This window comes from Vibrio sp. L3-7, from assembly GCF_963898195.1.
Lineage (GTDB): Bacteria > Pseudomonadota > Gammaproteobacteria > Enterobacterales > Vibrionaceae > Vibrio > Vibrio echinoideorum.
Genome location: NZ_CAWQUW010000001.1, coordinates 101,156 through 117,710, shown reverse-complemented (window position 1 = coordinate 117,710; position 16,555 = coordinate 101,156). Strand labels below are relative to the sequence as shown.

Sequence of the window (16,555 nt, the reverse complement as noted above, 5' to 3'; positions counted from 1 at the left end):
CCATATTATTGGAACCATGATCGGCTAGTTGTTCGGATTGTGGTTGTTATGTTATAACATATCTATAATTCACTCTTACATTTAAATATTGATGATAAAAGTAAGAGGGAGGCGATAAGAATACGTAAGGAGATCACGTAATGAATGCCGTTTTAACCGAATCTTTGTCAACGAGTATCAGCCAGTCATCGAGTGCGAGTTTGATCGAGAATATTAAGGAACAGGCAAGCCAGAACCTATGTTTTAGCGCTTCAGAAGAGCCGACGGTATTATCCGATATATACAAAACTGGAATCAACATTGCGATTTGGCAGCGCAATTTTGATGAAGAACTAACGGATGAAATCAACGAGTTTATCGCTTTGAATCCCAAATTTAGTAAGTCTATTAGCCTTTCACCCGACAACGCTTTTGAGAAATTGGAGTTTGCGACGGATGGAACGGCTTCAAAGGCGCTATTAGACAATATGACGGAGCTGGTGGATATGTTCTGTTGTTTGTTCGAGCTTGAAGAAGTCGGGCTGCGCTTAGCGGTTTTGAATCAAGCAATGTGTCCACGTTTTCACTTTGATCAAGTGCCTTGCCGCTTAGTGACTACCTATCACGGCACAGCAACTCAATGGCTACCAAACTATTCGGTCGACCGCTCTAAGCTAGGTCGTGGAAGTAATGGACAACCAGATTCGGCTTCAGGGCTGTACAGTCACGAGCCTGATATTAAGCAACTCTCAAGTGGCGATGTTGCACTGTTAAAGGGTGAGCGCTGGAGCGGAAACGAAAATTCTGGCCTTGTCCATCGCTCACCAGTGACTTCACCTGACGAGACGCGGCTCTTGCTGACGTTGGATTTTGGTTAATCGAGCTATATACGCGAGACCATTTTCTGCAGTAAACGACGGATCTCTTTTTGTTCGTCTGGTTCTAATATACTTAGGTATTGTTGATTGACTTGGACAGGGATCGGCAAGAGATCTTCTTGGATCGCACGTCCGTTATCGGTTAAGTAAATATTGAAAGAGCGACGGCTGTTTGGGTCAAGCCGTCGTTCAATCAAACCAAGACGTTCGAGTTTGTCTAAGGTACGAGTCGTAGTCGAATTTTCTACTTTGGATTTTTGAGCAATCGCTCGTTGAGTCACCCCTTCTTTTTCCCATAAACACATCAATGTCGGCCAAAGAGCAATGGTTAATCCATGTTTTTTGAGTTCTGAATCAAATGTCTTTGCTGCATCGTTTGCGATTACATGGATCAACCAACGAGCGGTTTGCTGTTTATTAAGCACTTCATTCATTGATTCGTTCCTACGCTCCAGATTAAATCGGTTTAATTTACGCCAATGCAACCAGAATAACGGTAAACATTGCAGCTAAAGCAAGTACAAACAACGCACGCCATTGCGATACAAACGCTACGCTTCCATTAAATTGGATTTGTGTTTGAAAGCCTGTGATCATCGCCCAAGTTAATGGTTTTGAACGTAATTTATAGAAAAGAACGGCAAAGACGTGTACACCAACCAGAGTAGGAAGAACTTTTATCATGGCAAGGTGAACGTTTTCTAATACCGAAAACACGGAGTCATTCAACCAAATATTTGCATAGGGCAAGTGGTCAAGAAATCCAGCTAAGGCTAAACCTGAGACACACTGAAGAACTAAAGCCAGTAGCAGTGTTACAACCATCCAACCACCTGCAGGATTATGACCCGGCTTTGTTTTTTCTTTGCCTTGTAGATAGTGAATAACCGATCTTGGTGAACGTAGAAATTGTCTGAATCGGCTTGTTTCACTGCCAACCCAACCCCAAATCAATCGCCAAATGATCAATGTCATGAGTGCCAACCCCAGTTGAATATGGGGTCCATTACCAGAAATACCCGATGCCATTAAACCTATAAAAAGCGCGGCTTGAGCCCAGTGATATAGGCGAGTTGATAGATCCCAAATTTTCATAGCTTCATTCTCTTTGTTGTTTACTTAACATCCGTTCGGTTTGCATTAATTTACACAACAATAGTTGCAACTGCAACTATTGTTGTGTAAATTGAATTCATCAAAGCAAGACAAAACACCGAAACGAACCATCGATATCAGGCATCAAAATAAAATAACGAACGATAAACACAGCGAAGAGAGAACAATATGAACAAGACAATGGCGAGCCTACTGTGTACGACAACCGTTTTAACAAGTACCTACGCAATAGGCTCACAAAACGATGCTACTCAAAGTCATGCAAGCCAAATAGAACAGCGCCAAGACGCTTTTACACAGGTTGAAACCTTAGTTGAGAAAGCCAATGACACTTTGGATGGCAACGGTACGAATTGGCTGGCGCTTGAAGAAACCAGTTTAAAGCTAACAACACATAGCCAAGCGTTACTGACATTGTTTCCGTCGGGCAGCCAGGAGGGGAGCAAAGCAAAGGAAACTATTTGGAGCCAGCCGGAGAAATTCAATCGACTACTTGGGCAAATGGATCAGGGTTTTCAGGAACTCTACCGAGGCAGTCAAAGCAGTGATGTATCGTTAGCGGAATCAGGATTAGAAGCAGCGCAAGACACTTGCAAAAGCTGCCATCGCTCATACCGCTCTCGTTGGTAACGTCGTTTAAATCGTTCAACCAAATCGACCAGTCAAATTTACTCATCACATTTATTCAGCAAGAAAGGAACAAACCATGAAAACTATTACATTTACCGCATTTGCCACTTCAATCTTATTTTCTGCTTTCACTAGTGCGGCAGACTACGCCGTTGAACTGGAGTGGAATACCAACAATTTAGAGCAGGTGCTCGACAACATGCCAGAGCAAAAGGCTGAATTCAGTAAGCTAATTGACCAAGGTGAAATCAAAGACATGTATGTGTCACATAGCGAGGTTGATGGCCGTTCGGTACAGTTATTACGTTTTGTTATTGAAGCGAATGACCCACAGCAAGTACAAGACAAACTGGCTCATTTACCGCTTTATAAAAAAGATTTGGTTAACATTGCCAAAATCATTCCGCTAGGTTCTAAGTGGCTAGATAACACGCCAGATTATAATAATTATGGTGTTACCATTACATGGAAACAGGGAATTGAAGCTCTTGAAATAGACCGTGTGCTTAGTATTGATTTGCAAAGAGTGATCAGCCTTAACCAAGCAGGGCTTGTAACATCCTCATATCTTGATACGCAAAAACTTGAGAACAATGTTGTTCGACCTGTGTATTCGGTTTCTTTTATTGCTCAGGATGCACAGCATGCAAAAGAGCTGAGTCACCAATTTGAGGCCGTTACGTTGGGGTACGCTGATGTGAATATTCAATATTTGGGTTACAAGCTTTCTTTGACTAATAACAAATAATAGTTGTTGATTGAGTGCCGCTTATTAACGAATAACCCTAGTTATTGATAACAGCACCAAACTTACTCAGATACTCAGATACTCAGATACTCAGATACTCAGATACTCAGATACTCAGATAAACAGACAAGCAAATAAATATAAAAGCGGACAGTATGAATAATCGATTGATCAATTTCCTAAACGAAATCGGCACTATTATGTATGTGGGCGGTATTTTGTCTCACATTGTTATAGGCGCAACGCTGGGGCATGAAACTGCCGAAATGGCGTACCACGTTGGTATGTACAAAGAGTTAAGTGCCTATATCCTGATTTTACCGGGCTTAGGACTAAAGCTATTTGCAGATTTATATTACTACTTCTCTGTAAAGCAGAAACCTAACTGGTTGAAAGTTAAGCTTGTGATGCTAGCGTTCTTGAGCGTCAATGCGTTCGCTTTCTTAGTGCCAATGATGCCTGAATTGGTCGAGCTTGCTAAGGCTTCAATACCTCAAGGGCAGGTTAGCCAAGCATATTTAGATAAAGCTCAAATTGAACAATGGATCGGTATGTCTAACGCGCTTCCGTTGCTCGCAGAGTTAGTGCTAGGTTCGTTCAAACCAAAACTGTTTGATGAAAGAAAGCTGAATAGTTAGATGTTTCTATTATTTAGAGAAAAGAAGCTTACATATTTAAGTATGAATCTTGACTTGAAAGAAAATAAAAACGCTATTTGGTAAGCTCTAGATTAAATAAAAGGACAGAACACCATGCGTTGTGTCCTTTTTTATTTGGTGGCTAAAAAATGCTGAAAGAATAGAGTGCACTCGATAAATCTTACTTCAAGAGATCTCTAGATATGATTTGAACAGAGGAGTTTTGGAGTATTTGTTTTGTGAATGCATCGCCGTTCGTGCCCTCGTTCACACATATCAAAATACAACTCGTTGGTTGGTTTCATTATTTATTTTAAAGCGTAAAATATATGCAGCTTGCAACCGTCTTGGCAACCAATTTGTTCGCCACGGTTTTTTACTTCCAAACTATAGGTTTCCTATGTTCAAGAAACTCTCGCTTAAAAATAAGCTAGCGATCTCAGCTAGCATGGCCATTATCCTGGGGGGGATTTTGGTCGAAGCTCTTTCTTTTCGTGCTTCATTACAAAGGCTCGATATTGAAGTCGCACAACGTTTAGAAGGGACGTCGGCATCTTACAATCAATATGTATCAGATTGGATCTTATCTAAAGAACGCGCGTTGACTTCTCTTCCGAAAGAATCACAACAAGACAGTTTAGTGACTCATCTTAAACAAGTTCGTGATTCGGCGTCTTTTGATAATGTATTTTTAGCCTTCCCTGATGGTTCACAAAAGAACGCGAACGGAGTGGTATTGCCACCAGGTAATGATGATCCTCGCCAATGGGGTTGGTACACCAATGCGGTAGCAAACCCTAGTAAAGTGTTTATGGACAACCCAACGGTTGCCGCTGCGACTGGTGCTAACGTTGTGTCATTGGGTACTGCGATGCAGTTGCATGGTCAGCAAGTCGTTTTAGGTGCGGATGTTGAGATTACCGACATTCTTAACAGCCTTGAAAAAGTGATTCTTCCTGGTGAAGGTTACATGTTTATCGCGACCAAGAAGGGCACGGTTTACACGCATCCAGACACCAAGTTATTGAACAAGAATATTAGTTCGCTTGGATTGGATTTTTCGGATGTACAAAAAGCACTAACGAGCAGAAAAGATACAAGCATTGAGTTGAATGGTAGCGATTATGTTCTTTATGCGAGCGCGATTGAAGGAACAGAGCTGATTACTGTTAGCGTAGTGAATCACGACTCTTTGGTTGCACCGTTATTTGATGCTGTACTTGGCCAAGTCTTAGTGACGTTACTTGTTGTGATTGTATGTACGGTGCTGTTTAACCTGTTGTGTACGATTCTATTTCGCCCGCTAAACCATGTTTCGAAAGCCTTGGCACAAATCGCTAATGGTAGTGGTGACTTAACTCAGCGTATCCATGTTGAAAACCAAGATGAAGTTGGGGAATTAGCACATAACTTCAATACTTTTGTTGGTAGCCTTCAGCAGTTGATTGGTCATATTCGTGGTCAATCAGAACAACTTAACAACCAATCAGAGCAAAGTACTCAGCGTGCGAACCGTTCGGTGAACGAGCTTAACCATCAACAACAAGAAATCACGATGGTCGCGACGGCGGTAACAGAAATGGCGTGTGCAACGCAAGAGATAGCGTCACACGCAGAACAAACCGCAAAAGCAGCACAAGATTCAGCGACGAGTACTAACAGCGGTCACGCTCTGGTAGTAGACACCAAAGGCTCGATCAATAACCTAGCCAATGAAGTTAACGAAGCGGGTAACGTAATCAGTGAACTGAACAAGCACGCTCAAGAGATCTCGACAGTATTAGCGACGATTCAAGGCATTGCTGAACAGACGAACTTACTGGCTCTGAATGCAGCCATTGAAGCGGCTCGTGCTGGTGAACAAGGGCGTGGTTTTGCGGTAGTAGCTGATGAAGTACGAGTGCTTTCACAGCGTACTCACTCTTCTACGGAAGAGATCAAATCGACGATTGATATTCTACAGAAAACAACAGGCCAAGCCGTTGAGTTAATGGAGAGTAGTTCTAAGCTCGCATTGCATTCAGTAGAAGATGCCGACAGAGCTTCGCACGCTCTTGAAGAGATCAATACTGCCGTTGCTTTGATTAGTGATATGGCGACTCAAATTGCAACCGCAGCAGAAGAACAAACACATGTGACGGGCGAAATCACCCAGAACATCACGACCATTAAAGATGTGACTGACCACTTAGTTGTTGGTGCACAAGACAGCTTAACTGAATCGAACGAACTTAAGAGCCAGGCTGCAGGCCTAAGTGACAAGGTAGCAACGTTTAAGCTTGCTTAACTGACTTATTCGCTGATGCCTGATCGGTGAACTAGTGGTTAGCAACGCGCCAAAGCGACGTACATTACGTCGCTTTTTTTGTATTTATGAAGAACTGTTCAGCTAGGCGTTATTCTGATTCTGCAAACTCTCTAAGTGCGCTCATTGCTTCATCTGCTTTGTCTTTTTGAACAAAGATATGGTCGTGATAGTAACCCGCAACAACATTGGCACTAATGCCATATGACCCCAGCTTTGTGGCAAAAGCGGCCGTTAATCCAACCGCTTCAAGGCTAGAATGTACCGATAGAGTAATAAGGCTAAACACGCCTTCAAAATCGAGTTGGGCCTGAGTTGCAGCGTCTTCGTTTAATACCAACGTTAGGCCTTCTTTTTCACGGAATGTCGCGATTGGATCAAGCTGAATATAATCAGGCAATGCTCCATCAACCGTGCAAAAAACATAGTTCCCTTCAATTAATTCTGGCGACATGGATTTCAGAAGAATGTCTAAATCAGTAATGGCAGTCATATTTATTTCCTTGTAGGTGTGAACATGGCTTTTGGTTATGTTCACTGAGTTCTAAATTATGCGAATTACGATATGAGCTAACGGGTCATAAGTAAAATTAATAATTCTAATTAAACATCAGTTTTATTAATGATGGTGGCAGTCTACCAGCTTTTAGATTGTTCCATTTCATTGGATAAGTGATCGATAAAAGCTCTTAACAACGGCGTCACTTGTTTACGCGTTCCATAAATAGCATGCACACCCAATACTTTGGGTTTCCACTCTGGCAATAATTGTATTAATTGGCCTTCACGCACCAAGCCCTCGACGGAAGGAAATGGCAGTAAGCAGATACCGTTACCTTTGAGTGTGGCAGAAAGCAGAACTTCGGACGTATTTGCACTGATATTCCCTTTAATCGGCACTGATTCGAGCCCATTGGGGCCATTAAACTTCCACGCGGTTTTGCCAAAATAACTGAATGACAGACAGTTGTGGTGCGCTAAATCTTGCGCGTTTTTGGGTGCACCTTTCTCTTTTAGATATTGAGGTGACGCGCATGTTACAGAGCGGCACTCGCCGAGTTGTCTGGCGACGATATTTGAAGTCAGTTCATTGGTAATTCGCAGGGCGAGGTCAATTCGAGATTCGACTAGGTTGACGGTTTCATCTGTGGTGATGATATCGATAGACACCTCTGGCCATTGAGCGATGAAGTGACTGATTGCATCAATCAAAAAGCTATCAACAATAGAATAACTGGCTGTTATACGCAGTTGCCCCTTTAACTGCTGGCGGTTTTGATTTCTGATGCCGCTCAAGGACTCTTCAAGCGCGAGCAGTTCTCGCGCCACTTCAAGTATCTCTTTTCCTGCGTTGGTTAAGCTTAGGCTACGAGTGGTTCTGTGAAGTAAACGTGTGTCCATCCAACTTTCTAGTTCTCCCAAATAGCGTGTCACTTTGGTTCTTGAGATGTCGAGGTGCTCTGCCGCTGAACTCAAACTGCCACGTTCGACTATTGTGACGAAGACATTCATTGCCTCAAGTCTATCCATTATTTTCACCATCTAAAGAAAAGGATTAACACACAGCATATGTGCGAACTTCATTATATGTCCGAAAAATGCAACAGTGAAAGTTAATTTGATGCCTATTTCATCTAAATCCAATCAAATAAGATGTTTTTCATACTCAACTAGCTGGCAGAAATTCAGCTTCAAATTACGGAATAAAACTATGACAAAGCTATCTAAGCTCCTTTTATCAAGAACCACGCTTTTAAGAACGATGAGTTTAGGAACCATATTGGCTGCATCAACGGCTGTGTCTGCAGCGGATCTAACGATCACCCATTACAATCCAGGTGAAAACGCGATATTCCCAGCAAGCTCGGTATTGGTTTCGGGTGAGAAAGAAGTGATTCTGTTTGACGCGCAATTTAGCGTCGCAGATGGAAAAAATCTGGTGGAAAAAATCAAAGCCACAGGTAAAGAGTTGTCGATGGTTTACATCAGCAGTGGCGACCCGGATTTCTACTTCGGATTGGAGCCGATTGTAGCCGCATTTCCTAACGTTGAGGTCGTTGCCAGTGAAGCGATTGTTGCGCATATCAAGCGTACCAAAGATGCAAAGCTAGAATACTGGGGCCCGATTTTAGAAGACAACGCGCCGTCTAAAGTCATTGTGCCAACCGTTCTTAACGACACTACGCTGAGCATTGAAGGTGAAACTATTGAAGTGAGAGAAATCAATACACACCAAGCTTACCTGTGGGTTCCATCTGAAAAGACTGTGTTTGGTGGTGTGTCCGTTTATAGCGGAGTACATGTATGGATGGCAGATACACAGTCAAAAGATATTCGTGAACAATGGGCGCAATCACTAGAATACATGAAAGCACTTGAGCCAGAGGTGGTGATTCCAGGCCATTACTTAGGTGAAATGCCAACCGGTGTTAACAGTGTTCAATTTACAATGGACTACGTGGCTGAAGTTGAAAAAGCACTAGTAAGTACCACTAACCCAACATCGGTTGATATCAGTGATTACATGAAGAAAGCATACCCACAATTCAAGGCAACAGAAGGCGACCTAGAACTAGGTGCCAAAGTACTAAGCGGTGAGATGGATTGGCACTAAGTTCATTATCTCAGTTGCGTTTCAGAAAAGCCTGAAGATTATGTGCTAGATTTAAGTTGATACACAACTGGAGATATCGATGATCTGGCTTTCAGTGAAGGTACTACAGATTGGACTTGTCTATGGATACAGGAAGTATCAAAAAACAAAAAGTGCTCCTATTTAGGAGCGCTTTTTTTTGCACTTTGTTACGTGCTTTGTTGTTCATTAGCAGTAAGCAGTAAGCAGTAAGCAAGTAAGCAAGTAAGCAAGTTAGCAAGTTAGCGAGATCGAAAATCATCAAGTTCGGCTTTCAACCAAACTTCACTGTTAACCGATGCTTTACCTTCACAGTGAACTTGGTAATGACGCCCACTCAACATGCTTTTTGTTGCTGAATACGCGATGAAATCTTCAGCAGACTTAATATCGTCGGCGTAATAATTAGCTTTCTTTTTTATATGCGCAGCCGCTTCTGGTCCGTTGTGAATTGCACCATTTCGTTCGTATTTGCACTGCGTTGATTCAACAAAGGTAAGCAGATGGTCAATCTCTTGTTGAGGTGAGGCCAATGCATAATTCAGCGATAGCAATTGGCTGGCCATTAACCCACATAGAAACAGTGTACGCTTCACAATCATCCTTTCTTATCCAATCGGCTATTAATGAAAGCGATTAGAAATCAGTGTTTATAGATGGCTTTTTCTAACAAAGAAAAAAGCTGTGTAAATTCTTGCTCAATGGTGTCGCTCGTCCACTCTGATGAGTGAAGCGGGTGGTGGTAACGCACGGTACCAAAAAAGAAGCAGCGCGCAGTAATAGCACAATCCTCAATTTCAAAGACACCCTCTGTAACACCATCATTCAAAATCGACTCAACTTGCTGCAACAGATGGTTGATGTGTTTTGACTTTACGTGCTCGGGTGTTTGTTGCGCCAGTGATGAATACGACTCAAACAACTCAGGCTCGCCAATAAAAATGCTTCTCTTAATGGCCGTTAACGACTCAAACCACTCTCGAAGCTTTACTGATGCACTTTCTGATTTATGCGTGATTTCGGTTAATGGCGCGGTGACACGCTCTAGCCATCTTAATGTTATCGCTTCATGCAGTTCCGCTTTAGTTGCAAAGTGTCGGTAAACGGTGCCGTGACTCACATTAAGGGCACGAGCTACGTCAACAACGGTCGTTTTTCTAGGGCCGAACTTACGTAAAACGATTTCCGATGCATCTAATATTTTTTCTTTAGTAAGCATTTCTAACTACCAATAAATTGTGTCTAAACCCTTATTTAAGACTTTGAAAATAAGAACTTTCGATAACGACAGTATTAGCCTGATGCTATCGATTACCGTCTACTCAGTCAAACGAGGTCATCGTTTAATGCAAAGGTATTGCCGTTTTACATAAGTTATTGCCGTTATACATAAGAGTTATTGCGCTCTTATATCAAATTGGTGCGTTGACAATGTAACAAATGACATTTATTGTAAATTGTCATTTGTTATTATCGAGTCTATCAGGATCATCACTATGCCGCTAAGTTTGATTGCAAGTCGTCCCCCTAAGGGCCGGCACCGCCGAGTGATATCGGCCATTATTGGACAGAAAAGAAAACATCATGCTTGCCCTGAGTTACCACGGCTTGATGGGAAAAGGGTACTTGTAACGGGCGGAGCCGCTGGCATTGGTGAGTTCATTACTCGTTCTTTACTTGCTAAAGGTGCGAGGGTGACGTCGTTGGCGAGAGGCTTGTCGGATGCGACGGATTACATCCTTCATGCCGAATCAATCTATATGGATCTTGCGGATCCTAAGAGTATTGTCACTGCTGTAGAACAGCTGGGGGAGACGCCATTCGATATTGTCATTTGTAACGCCGGGCTGGTGTCTAAAAAGGCTGAAATCTCACCTTCCGGCTATGAAAAAACATTTTCAGTCAATGTGTTAGGCCATCACATCCTTTACCGACTCCTTATGCAGAAAAATATGTTGGTTGACGATGCTCGCCTGGTGATCACCAGCGGAGATATTTACATTCTGGCAAATGAGTGTGCGGCTGACATCCCTTTTGATTGTACATCCAGTGCTTATTCACGAAGCAAGCTGGGCAATTTATGGCAAGTGCGGGAGTTATCAGAGCGTTACCCAAATATTCATCCAATCGCGGTTCATCCCGGAGTGGTTGCCAGTGGTTTTGCTGGCAGCAAAAAAGGGTTTCTTGCATGGTTTCGTACTAAGCAGCTTGTGTCGGAAGAGCAAGGTTCTCACTCCTCTCTGATTGGTGCGACACAAGGTCTTCCAAGAGGAAGTTATTGGCACAATGTGTTTGGCTTAGTTGACTTACCGGAGAATGATCCTGGTTGTGATGGATCTGGTTCTAGGAAGCTGTGGGACCAACTTGAATCGATTGCCGCACCATACTTGCAAGCGTGCGACGTTAAGTTATCTGGAAAATAGTAATGAAGTTTCGTTATACATTAAGGTTAATATTTTTATGAAATATAAGTTCAATGCTCTTGTGATCATGGGTTGTGCTTTATTGCTGATTGGATGTATTAGCAGCGAGCAGGAATATGATCATCCACTCTATGACAAGTCTACTAGTGCGTTTCCAGTGCAACAGTTTGACTCGTTTCCAGAGTATCAACAAACCGTTCAAACTTGGCTTGAAGAGAATCGCGTGTTTTTGCAAGACGATCATGCGGCGGAGCTTTCTTATAATACCCCTTTTGAAATATCTCCAAACCAAGCAAACACACTGAAAAAGGGCATCATTTTTGTGCATGGTCTGGGCGACTCTCCTTGGTCTTTTGTCGATGTTGCCCAAGAGTTCGCCAATGAAGGTTACTTAGTACGTAGTGTTTTGCTTCCGGGGCATGGTAGTCGTCCCGCCGATTTGGTACCTATAAGTATATCTGACTGGAAAAACACGGTTAAAAATCAAGTCGAAATTATGCAGAGAGAGGGGCTGGAAGTCTCCTTAGCTGGGTTTTCTACTGGTGCGAATTTGGTGACGGATTATGCGAATAGCGACCCAAGCATAGAGGCTCTGTATCTGTTTTCTCCTGCCTTTAAATCTGACAGTGATATTGATTTCCTTGCGCCTGCTGGCGCTCTATTTGTGGACTGGGTGTTCCAAGGCGACCCGCAAAATCACAGCAATCAAATGAAATACAATAGCGTGCCTTTGAATGGTTTTGCGCAGTATTATTGGACTAGCTACGAGGTTCAAAAATCTCTAGAAAGCAAGCCTTTCGACAGACCTGCATTTTTAGCCGTCACTCAAGATGACAGCGTCGTTAATGTTAATGAAGTCCTTAAACTGTTTGAAACGCAGTTTACCAACGCAAACAGTCGATTCATTTGGTTTGGAGACAAACCCGATACGCTAGATAAACGCGTTGTTCATTTCGACAGCCGTGTACCGTCAAAACGCATCAGTAACTTCTCTCACATGAGCTTGTTATACCGTGAAGACAATTTCTATTATGGCGCTAATGGTCAATTCCAAATGTGCCATAACAGTACCGATCCTCTTGATTATGAAGCTTGTTTAAATAGTGATGAACCGTGGTATTCCGCTTGGGGATACAAGGAAGAAGGGAAAATTCATGCGAGGCTAACCTACAATCCATATTTTGACCAAATGTTGGATTACGCCAAATCTATCACTGCCCTATAAAGTCGATATTAGAAGGACACTGAAATATATCAAAGACTGTACCCTGCATTGTTGCTGTTGCTGTTGCTGTTGCTGTTGTTAATGCTATTACCGCTGCTATTGCTATTGCTATTGCTATTGCTATTACCGCTGCTAATGATTTCGGGCCCAGCAAGCGCAAATTGGAAGGAAACGGGTTCACACTTAAAGTTGGTTGCTCTATTAGATAGGGAAGATGGTTATTGTATCGGCTAAAGTGTCTTGTTACTTTTATCAGTATTTACAGGGGCCCTAAATTCAAGTTTAAAAGCAAAAACCTTGATATATATTTGATTGAAACCTCATTGCTCGGAGGTGATGTGTAATATAATCCGTGACAAAATATAAGAACAAAAATTAAATCATAGAATTTGTAAACGTTAGGGCTTAGTTAACAAAGTATTCCGTATGAACGCAATTCGTAAAGTTTATCAGTACGCAGAACCAAATCTTACCTTAGTGGGTTGGATGGGCCTTATCGGCTTCCCAATCTACTATGTTGTTTGGGAGTTTCTGTTCCCCCAGTCTTATGAAAACCTAACGTTGCGCTTGGTATGCTCGGTATTATTCTTCGGAATCATTTATCGTAATCGTGCGCCGTTTGAGTTACGGAAATACCTACCGGCTTATTATCAAGTTGCTATCACACTCTGCTTGCCGTGTTTCTTTTTCTACATGCTATTAATGAACAATTGGTCCAATGTTTGGGTTATGTCGTTCATGTCAGCCATTTTCCTACATATTTTGTTGGTCCATGTGACAAAGGTGATGTTCGCACAGACCTTTGCTGGAATCGCCATTGCCACATTGGGTGCATGGGTGGCTCAAGGTTTCTATCTCGAACTCTCGATGGACTGGACGCATGTGCCTATCTTTTTGTTTATCTACTTGTTCGGCAATTTATTCTATTTCCGAAACCAGGTAGAGCACGAAGCCAAGGTATCGTTGGCAAAGTCTTTTGGCGCAGGTATTGCGCATGAAATGCGAAACCCTTTAAGTGGCTTACTGACGTCTATAGATGTAATGCAATCTATATTGCCGAACCCAAAAGTCGGTCAGCACAAAGTACAATATGAACTGAGCGATCAAGAGGTGAGACAACTTCGTGAAGTGGGTGACGAGGCGATGGATATCATTCATTCCGGGAACGAGACCATTGATCTGTTATTGACCTCCATTGATGAAAATCGCGTTTCGCGTTCTACCTTTAAAAAGCATTCAGCGAAAACGGTGGTCGAGGATGCGATAGAAAGCTTTAACTACAAGCGTGCATTCGATAGACAGGCGATATCTCTGGATGTGAAGAGTGAATTCAGTTTCTTAGGAAGCGATACGCTATTGAAGTATGTGATGTACAACTTGTTCAAGAATGCGTTCCATCACCGAAGTCCAGAAGATTTTCATATTCATGTCACGATGCAAAGTGATGATATCGTCAATCAAATCGTAGTGACAGATAACGGTTCTGGTATTCCAAGTGATGTCATTCGCCGCATTTTCCAAGATTTCTATACTACGGGTAAATCGGGCAACTATGGCTTGGGTTTACCATTTTGCCAAAAGGTAATGAGCTCATTTGGTGGCGAAATTAAATGTCAGTCTGAAGTGGATGAGTGGACTCAGTTTACAATGGTTTTCCCCGTACTGACTTCAAGCACAGTTAAAGATATTAAGAGTGAACTGACCAAGTTAAAGAACGTGTTGATAGTGAGTGAGCAAAACATACTGATCACCAAAGCCAAGGAATTGGCTCGCACGATGGGGTTTGAGTTGACGGTCTTAGATGTTGCGTCGACACTTAATAAAAAAGAGTATCAATTTGAGTTCGACCTGATCTTTGTCGATATGGAGAGCTTAGATTTAAGAGCCAGTTGCCTTGATAAAATTGAGTCTTTGCTTTCATTCACAGAATCACGAATTGTCTATTTGTTCGAAAATCATCCGGTTAAACGCGTCCGTAACGTTTCTTTCGAGCCTATCTGGGTTGAAACACAAGCGTGGCTTTTGAATACTCAACTTACCATCGATCGCTTGCTGTTTGATTCGAGTTACGTGATACCAACCACGTCCGCAAAGCCTTTAGATACCACGATCAAACGCACCATTATGGTGGTTGATGACAACGAATCCTTACGTCGTTTTACTGCGATGCTTTTGGAAAAACAGGGCTTTGATGTGATTCAGAAAGAGGATGGTCAGCAGGCGCTAGATGCGTTGGATACCGATGATATCGACTTGATCCTGATGGATATTGAGATGCCAATTATGGATGGTGTTGAAGCTTCTCGCCGCATTCGAAGTGCTAATAAAGCGTACTCATCCGTGCCGATCATTGCGCATACTGGAGACAGTTCTCCTGTCACCTTGGAGAAGATGGATTCTTCCGGTATGTCTGATTTCATTGTTAAACCAGCAGATAAGAACCGACTGTTCGATAAAATCGCGCTGTGGATTTAGCTTTCAGTTTTCAAAACAGATAAGACAATAAGAAAGAGCTCAGCGAGATGCTGGGCTCTTTTTGTATCGAGACATGATAGCTTCCATTCCGTCCTGCCGTTTTTAATTGGTTGTTGTGGCTGTTTATATTAATTCCATGCATTTACACGAGCCAACTGTTTACAAGAGCTAACCGTTTACATGAACTAACTATGTGCTCGAGATCTAACTGTTTACACGAGCTAACGGCCTACATGAACTCTAACTGTCTACATGAATTCTAACCCTTTGCACAAACTCCAATTATCTAAACAAACTCTAAGCCAGAATGATTAAAGGCCTCGTGACACACCGTGAGAACATGATCGATGTCGCGTGGAGTCATGTCTGCATTTACCGAAAAGCGGATGATGTTTTTGTTTTTCCCAGTCGCGGGCCGACAGAATACAGCACCAAAAACGTCACGTTCCTCTAGGAAGTCACGCACACGCTCAGTGTTGCTTTCACTGCCACACTCTAACGCCACTATTTGAGATTCACTGCGAATGCTAAAACCGATTCGCTTTAGTCCCGTAGTGAGTGCTTTAGCGCGTTTGAACAAGATGTCTCGCTTGTCATCAGAGTCTTTAATGACCTCCAATGTCTTCTCTAAGCGAATGACTTCTTGTGGCAACACGGTAGAGCTAAAAATAGCGGGGTAAGCAACAAAAGGTAGCGTCTCTGACAATCGCTTAGGGCCTAGAATGGCACCGGCACGATAGGCAAAGGTTTTGGCCAAGCTGACGGTAATGAAATCCACTTTGTTGGTCAGTCCTAAAGCTTGAACCAAACCTGCACCATTTAAACCATGAGTGCCTAATGAGTGGGATTCATCGACGACCAATGCACAATCAAATTCTTGCGCCATTTCGTAGATGTCGCGTAGTGGGGCAATCGTACCAATGGTGCTGTAGACCGAGTCGACCACAATCACACCTGAACCATAGCGTTGAATCTGTTTACGCAGATGATTCATGTTGTTGTGCATAAAAGGGTGGGCCGTCGCGCCAGCAGCACGAATACCTTCCCATAAGGACATGTGTGCAAAAAAGTCGATATACACAGGCGTGTTAGGAGGGCAGATCGTTTGCAGTAAGCCAATGTTAGCCGCCCAACCTGATTGAGAAAGCAAGCAGCTTTCCATTCCCACAAAGTTAGCGAGCTCGGTTTCAAATGCAGGTTTAGACTGTTCATCTTGCAAGAAGATGGCAGACATCACCACATTATCATCGTGCTCTGAAATCGCATCCCGATGCGCTGTTTGTATCTGTTTATTATGCGACAAAGCGAGGTAATCGTTGCTTTGCATAACCACAGCATCATGGCTAGGGCGTTTCCCCAATACCAAGTGCCTTTGGCTTTCGTTTTGTGTAATGAGATCTTGAATATAAAAGTTCAAGCGTTCTTCAATAAAGGAAGGTAGTGGTTTGTTTTTAGATTTATCACTCATAATAAGTTCTCTTCGAATACAAAAAACGCCAGCGCTGA

General features: G+C 42.7%; 16 protein-coding genes. 9 read left to right on the top strand and 7 right to left on the bottom strand.

The features are described from left to right. The first annotated feature begins 140 nt into the window (after nt 1–140). Nucleotides 141–857, top strand: coding sequence for a DUF1826 domain-containing protein (locus AACW75_RS00570; RefSeq protein WP_145568263.1), 717 nt, complete (start codon nt 141–143; stop codon nt 855–857). A 5-nt stretch (nt 858–862) separates the two neighbouring features. Here AACW75_RS00570 and AACW75_RS00565 read toward each other — a convergent pair whose 3' ends face one another. Both AACW75_RS00565 and AACW75_RS00560 read right to left on the bottom strand, forming a co-directional pair. Further along, nucleotides 863–1,291, bottom strand: a complete 429-nt coding sequence (locus AACW75_RS00565) for a MarR family winged helix-turn-helix transcriptional regulator (protein WP_145568264.1) — start codon at nt 1,289–1,291, stop codon at nt 863–865. A gap of 37 nt (nt 1,292–1,328) precedes the next feature. Continuing rightward, the gene (locus AACW75_RS00560) at nt 1,329–1,952 is read right to left on the bottom strand and encodes a cytochrome b/b6 domain-containing protein (protein WP_054546491.1); all 624 of its coding nucleotides are present in this window, start codon (nt 1,950–1,952) and stop codon (nt 1,329–1,331) included. A gap of 189 nt (nt 1,953–2,141) precedes the next feature. Here AACW75_RS00560 and AACW75_RS00555 point away from each other — a divergent pair, with 189 nt between their 5' ends. From AACW75_RS00555 to AACW75_RS00540, 4 genes are all read left to right on the top strand, one after another. Further along, complete coding sequence (locus tag AACW75_RS00555; protein WP_145568265.1) at nt 2,142–2,603, top strand: cytochrome c; 462 nt, start codon at nt 2,142–2,144, stop codon at nt 2,601–2,603. Between the two features lie 76 nt (nt 2,604–2,679). Continuing rightward, the gene (locus tag AACW75_RS00550; RefSeq protein WP_017075147.1) at nt 2,680–3,351 is read left to right on the top strand and encodes a hypothetical protein; all 672 of its coding nucleotides are present in this window, start codon (nt 2,680–2,682) and stop codon (nt 3,349–3,351) included. Between the two features lie 155 nt (nt 3,352–3,506). Next, complete coding sequence (locus tag AACW75_RS00545; protein WP_135454897.1) at nt 3,507–3,989, top strand: enoyl-CoA hydratase; 483 nt, start codon at nt 3,507–3,509, stop codon at nt 3,987–3,989. 400 nt (nt 3,990–4,389) lie between these two features. After that, entirely contained in the window at nt 4,390–6,276 is a 1,887-nt protein-coding gene (locus AACW75_RS00540; RefSeq protein WP_145568266.1) for a methyl-accepting chemotaxis protein, read from the top strand. Nucleotides 6,277–6,385: 109 nt separating this feature from the next. On the opposite strand, the gene AACW75_RS00535 is transcribed toward AACW75_RS00540, so the two are convergent. Both AACW75_RS00535 and AACW75_RS00530 read right to left on the bottom strand, forming a co-directional pair. Continuing rightward, nucleotides 6,386–6,787, bottom strand: a complete 402-nt coding sequence (locus tag AACW75_RS00535; RefSeq protein WP_017075145.1) for an ACT domain-containing protein — start codon at nt 6,785–6,787, stop codon at nt 6,386–6,388. A 143-nt stretch (nt 6,788–6,930) separates the two neighbouring features. Then, on the bottom strand, nt 6,931–7,824 hold the full coding sequence (locus AACW75_RS00530) for a LysR family transcriptional regulator (RefSeq protein ID WP_145568267.1): 894 nt from the start codon (nt 7,822–7,824) through the stop codon (nt 6,931–6,933). A gap of 181 nt (nt 7,825–8,005) precedes the next feature. Between AACW75_RS00530 and AACW75_RS00525 the strand changes: the two genes are divergently transcribed. Then, complete coding sequence (locus AACW75_RS00525; RefSeq protein WP_145568268.1) at nt 8,006–8,908, top strand: Vmh family MBL fold metallo-hydrolase; 903 nt, start codon at nt 8,006–8,008, stop codon at nt 8,906–8,908. Between the two features lie 260 nt (nt 8,909–9,168). Here AACW75_RS00525 and AACW75_RS00520 read toward each other — a convergent pair whose 3' ends face one another. Together AACW75_RS00520 and AACW75_RS00515 are read right to left on the bottom strand one after the other, a co-directional pair. After that, on the bottom strand, nt 9,169–9,528 hold the full coding sequence (locus AACW75_RS00520; RefSeq protein WP_237297356.1) for a DUF5329 family protein: 360 nt from the start codon (nt 9,526–9,528) through the stop codon (nt 9,169–9,171). A gap of 41 nt (nt 9,529–9,569) precedes the next feature. Further along, the gene (locus tag AACW75_RS00515; RefSeq protein ID WP_017075141.1) at nt 9,570–10,145 is read right to left on the bottom strand and encodes a TetR family transcriptional regulator; all 576 of its coding nucleotides are present in this window, start codon (nt 10,143–10,145) and stop codon (nt 9,570–9,572) included. Between the two features lie 328 nt (nt 10,146–10,473). Here AACW75_RS00515 and AACW75_RS00510 point away from each other — a divergent pair, with 328 nt between their 5' ends. The 3 genes from AACW75_RS00510 to AACW75_RS00500 all read left to right on the top strand — a co-directional run bounded on the left by AACW75_RS00510 (nt 10,474) and on the right by AACW75_RS00500 (nt 15,049). After that, complete coding sequence (locus AACW75_RS00510) at nt 10,474–11,349, top strand: SDR family NAD(P)-dependent oxidoreductase (protein ID WP_237297355.1); 876 nt, start codon at nt 10,474–10,476, stop codon at nt 11,347–11,349. Between the two features lie 37 nt (nt 11,350–11,386). Then, entirely contained in the window at nt 11,387–12,574 is a 1,188-nt protein-coding gene (locus AACW75_RS00505) for an alpha/beta hydrolase (protein WP_145568270.1), read from the top strand. Between the two features lie 426 nt (nt 12,575–13,000). Then, nucleotides 13,001–15,049 (top strand): ATP-binding response regulator, encoded by a 2,049-nt coding sequence (locus AACW75_RS00500; RefSeq protein WP_135454886.1) that lies wholly within the window; start codon nt 13,001–13,003, stop codon nt 15,047–15,049. 286 nt (nt 15,050–15,335) lie between these two features. Here AACW75_RS00500 and cqsA read toward each other — a convergent pair whose 3' ends face one another. Further along, nucleotides 15,336–16,517 (bottom strand): alpha-hydroxyketone-type quorum-sensing autoinducer synthase, encoded by a 1,182-nt coding sequence (gene cqsA, locus AACW75_RS00495; protein ID WP_135454884.1) that lies wholly within the window; start codon nt 16,515–16,517, stop codon nt 15,336–15,338. Between the last annotated feature and the right edge of the window lie 38 nt (nt 16,518–16,555).

Bases quoted from the DNA above. Each gene is read 5' to 3' on its own strand.
- AACW75_RS00570 (WP_145568263.1), top strand. From the start codon at position 141: ATGAATGCCGTTTTAACCGAATCTTTGTCAACGAGTATCAGCCAGTCA.
- AACW75_RS00565 (WP_145568264.1), bottom strand. From the start codon at position 1,291: ATGAATGAAGTGCTTAATAAACAGCAAACCGCTCGTTGGTTGATCCAT.
- AACW75_RS00560 (WP_054546491.1), bottom strand. From the start codon at position 1,952: ATGAAAATTTGGGATCTATCAACTCGCCTATATCACTGGGCTCAAGCC.
- AACW75_RS00555 (WP_145568265.1), top strand. From the start codon at position 2,142: ATGAACAAGACAATGGCGAGCCTACTGTGTACGACAACCGTTTTAACA.
- AACW75_RS00550 (WP_017075147.1), top strand. From the start codon at position 2,680: ATGAAAACTATTACATTTACCGCATTTGCCACTTCAATCTTATTTTCT.
- AACW75_RS00545 (WP_135454897.1), top strand. From the start codon at position 3,507: ATGAATAATCGATTGATCAATTTCCTAAACGAAATCGGCACTATTATG.
- AACW75_RS00540 (WP_145568266.1), top strand. From the start codon at position 4,390: ATGTTCAAGAAACTCTCGCTTAAAAATAAGCTAGCGATCTCAGCTAGC.
- AACW75_RS00535 (WP_017075145.1), bottom strand. From the start codon at position 6,787: ATGACTGCCATTACTGATTTAGACATTCTTCTGAAATCCATGTCGCCA.
- AACW75_RS00530 (WP_145568267.1), bottom strand. From the start codon at position 7,824: ATGGATAGACTTGAGGCAATGAATGTCTTCGTCACAATAGTCGAACGT.
- AACW75_RS00525 (WP_145568268.1), top strand. From the start codon at position 8,006: ATGACAAAGCTATCTAAGCTCCTTTTATCAAGAACCACGCTTTTAAGA.
- AACW75_RS00520 (WP_237297356.1), bottom strand. From the start codon at position 9,528: ATGATTGTGAAGCGTACACTGTTTCTATGTGGGTTAATGGCCAGCCAA.
- AACW75_RS00515 (WP_017075141.1), bottom strand. From the start codon at position 10,145: ATGCTTACTAAAGAAAAAATATTAGATGCATCGGAAATCGTTTTACGT.
- AACW75_RS00505 (WP_145568270.1), top strand. From the start codon at position 11,387: ATGAAATATAAGTTCAATGCTCTTGTGATCATGGGTTGTGCTTTATTG.
- AACW75_RS00500 (WP_135454886.1), top strand. From the start codon at position 13,001: ATGAACGCAATTCGTAAAGTTTATCAGTACGCAGAACCAAATCTTACC.
- cqsA (WP_135454884.1), bottom strand. From the start codon at position 16,517: ATGAGTGATAAATCTAAAAACAAACCACTACCTTCCTTTATTGAAGAA.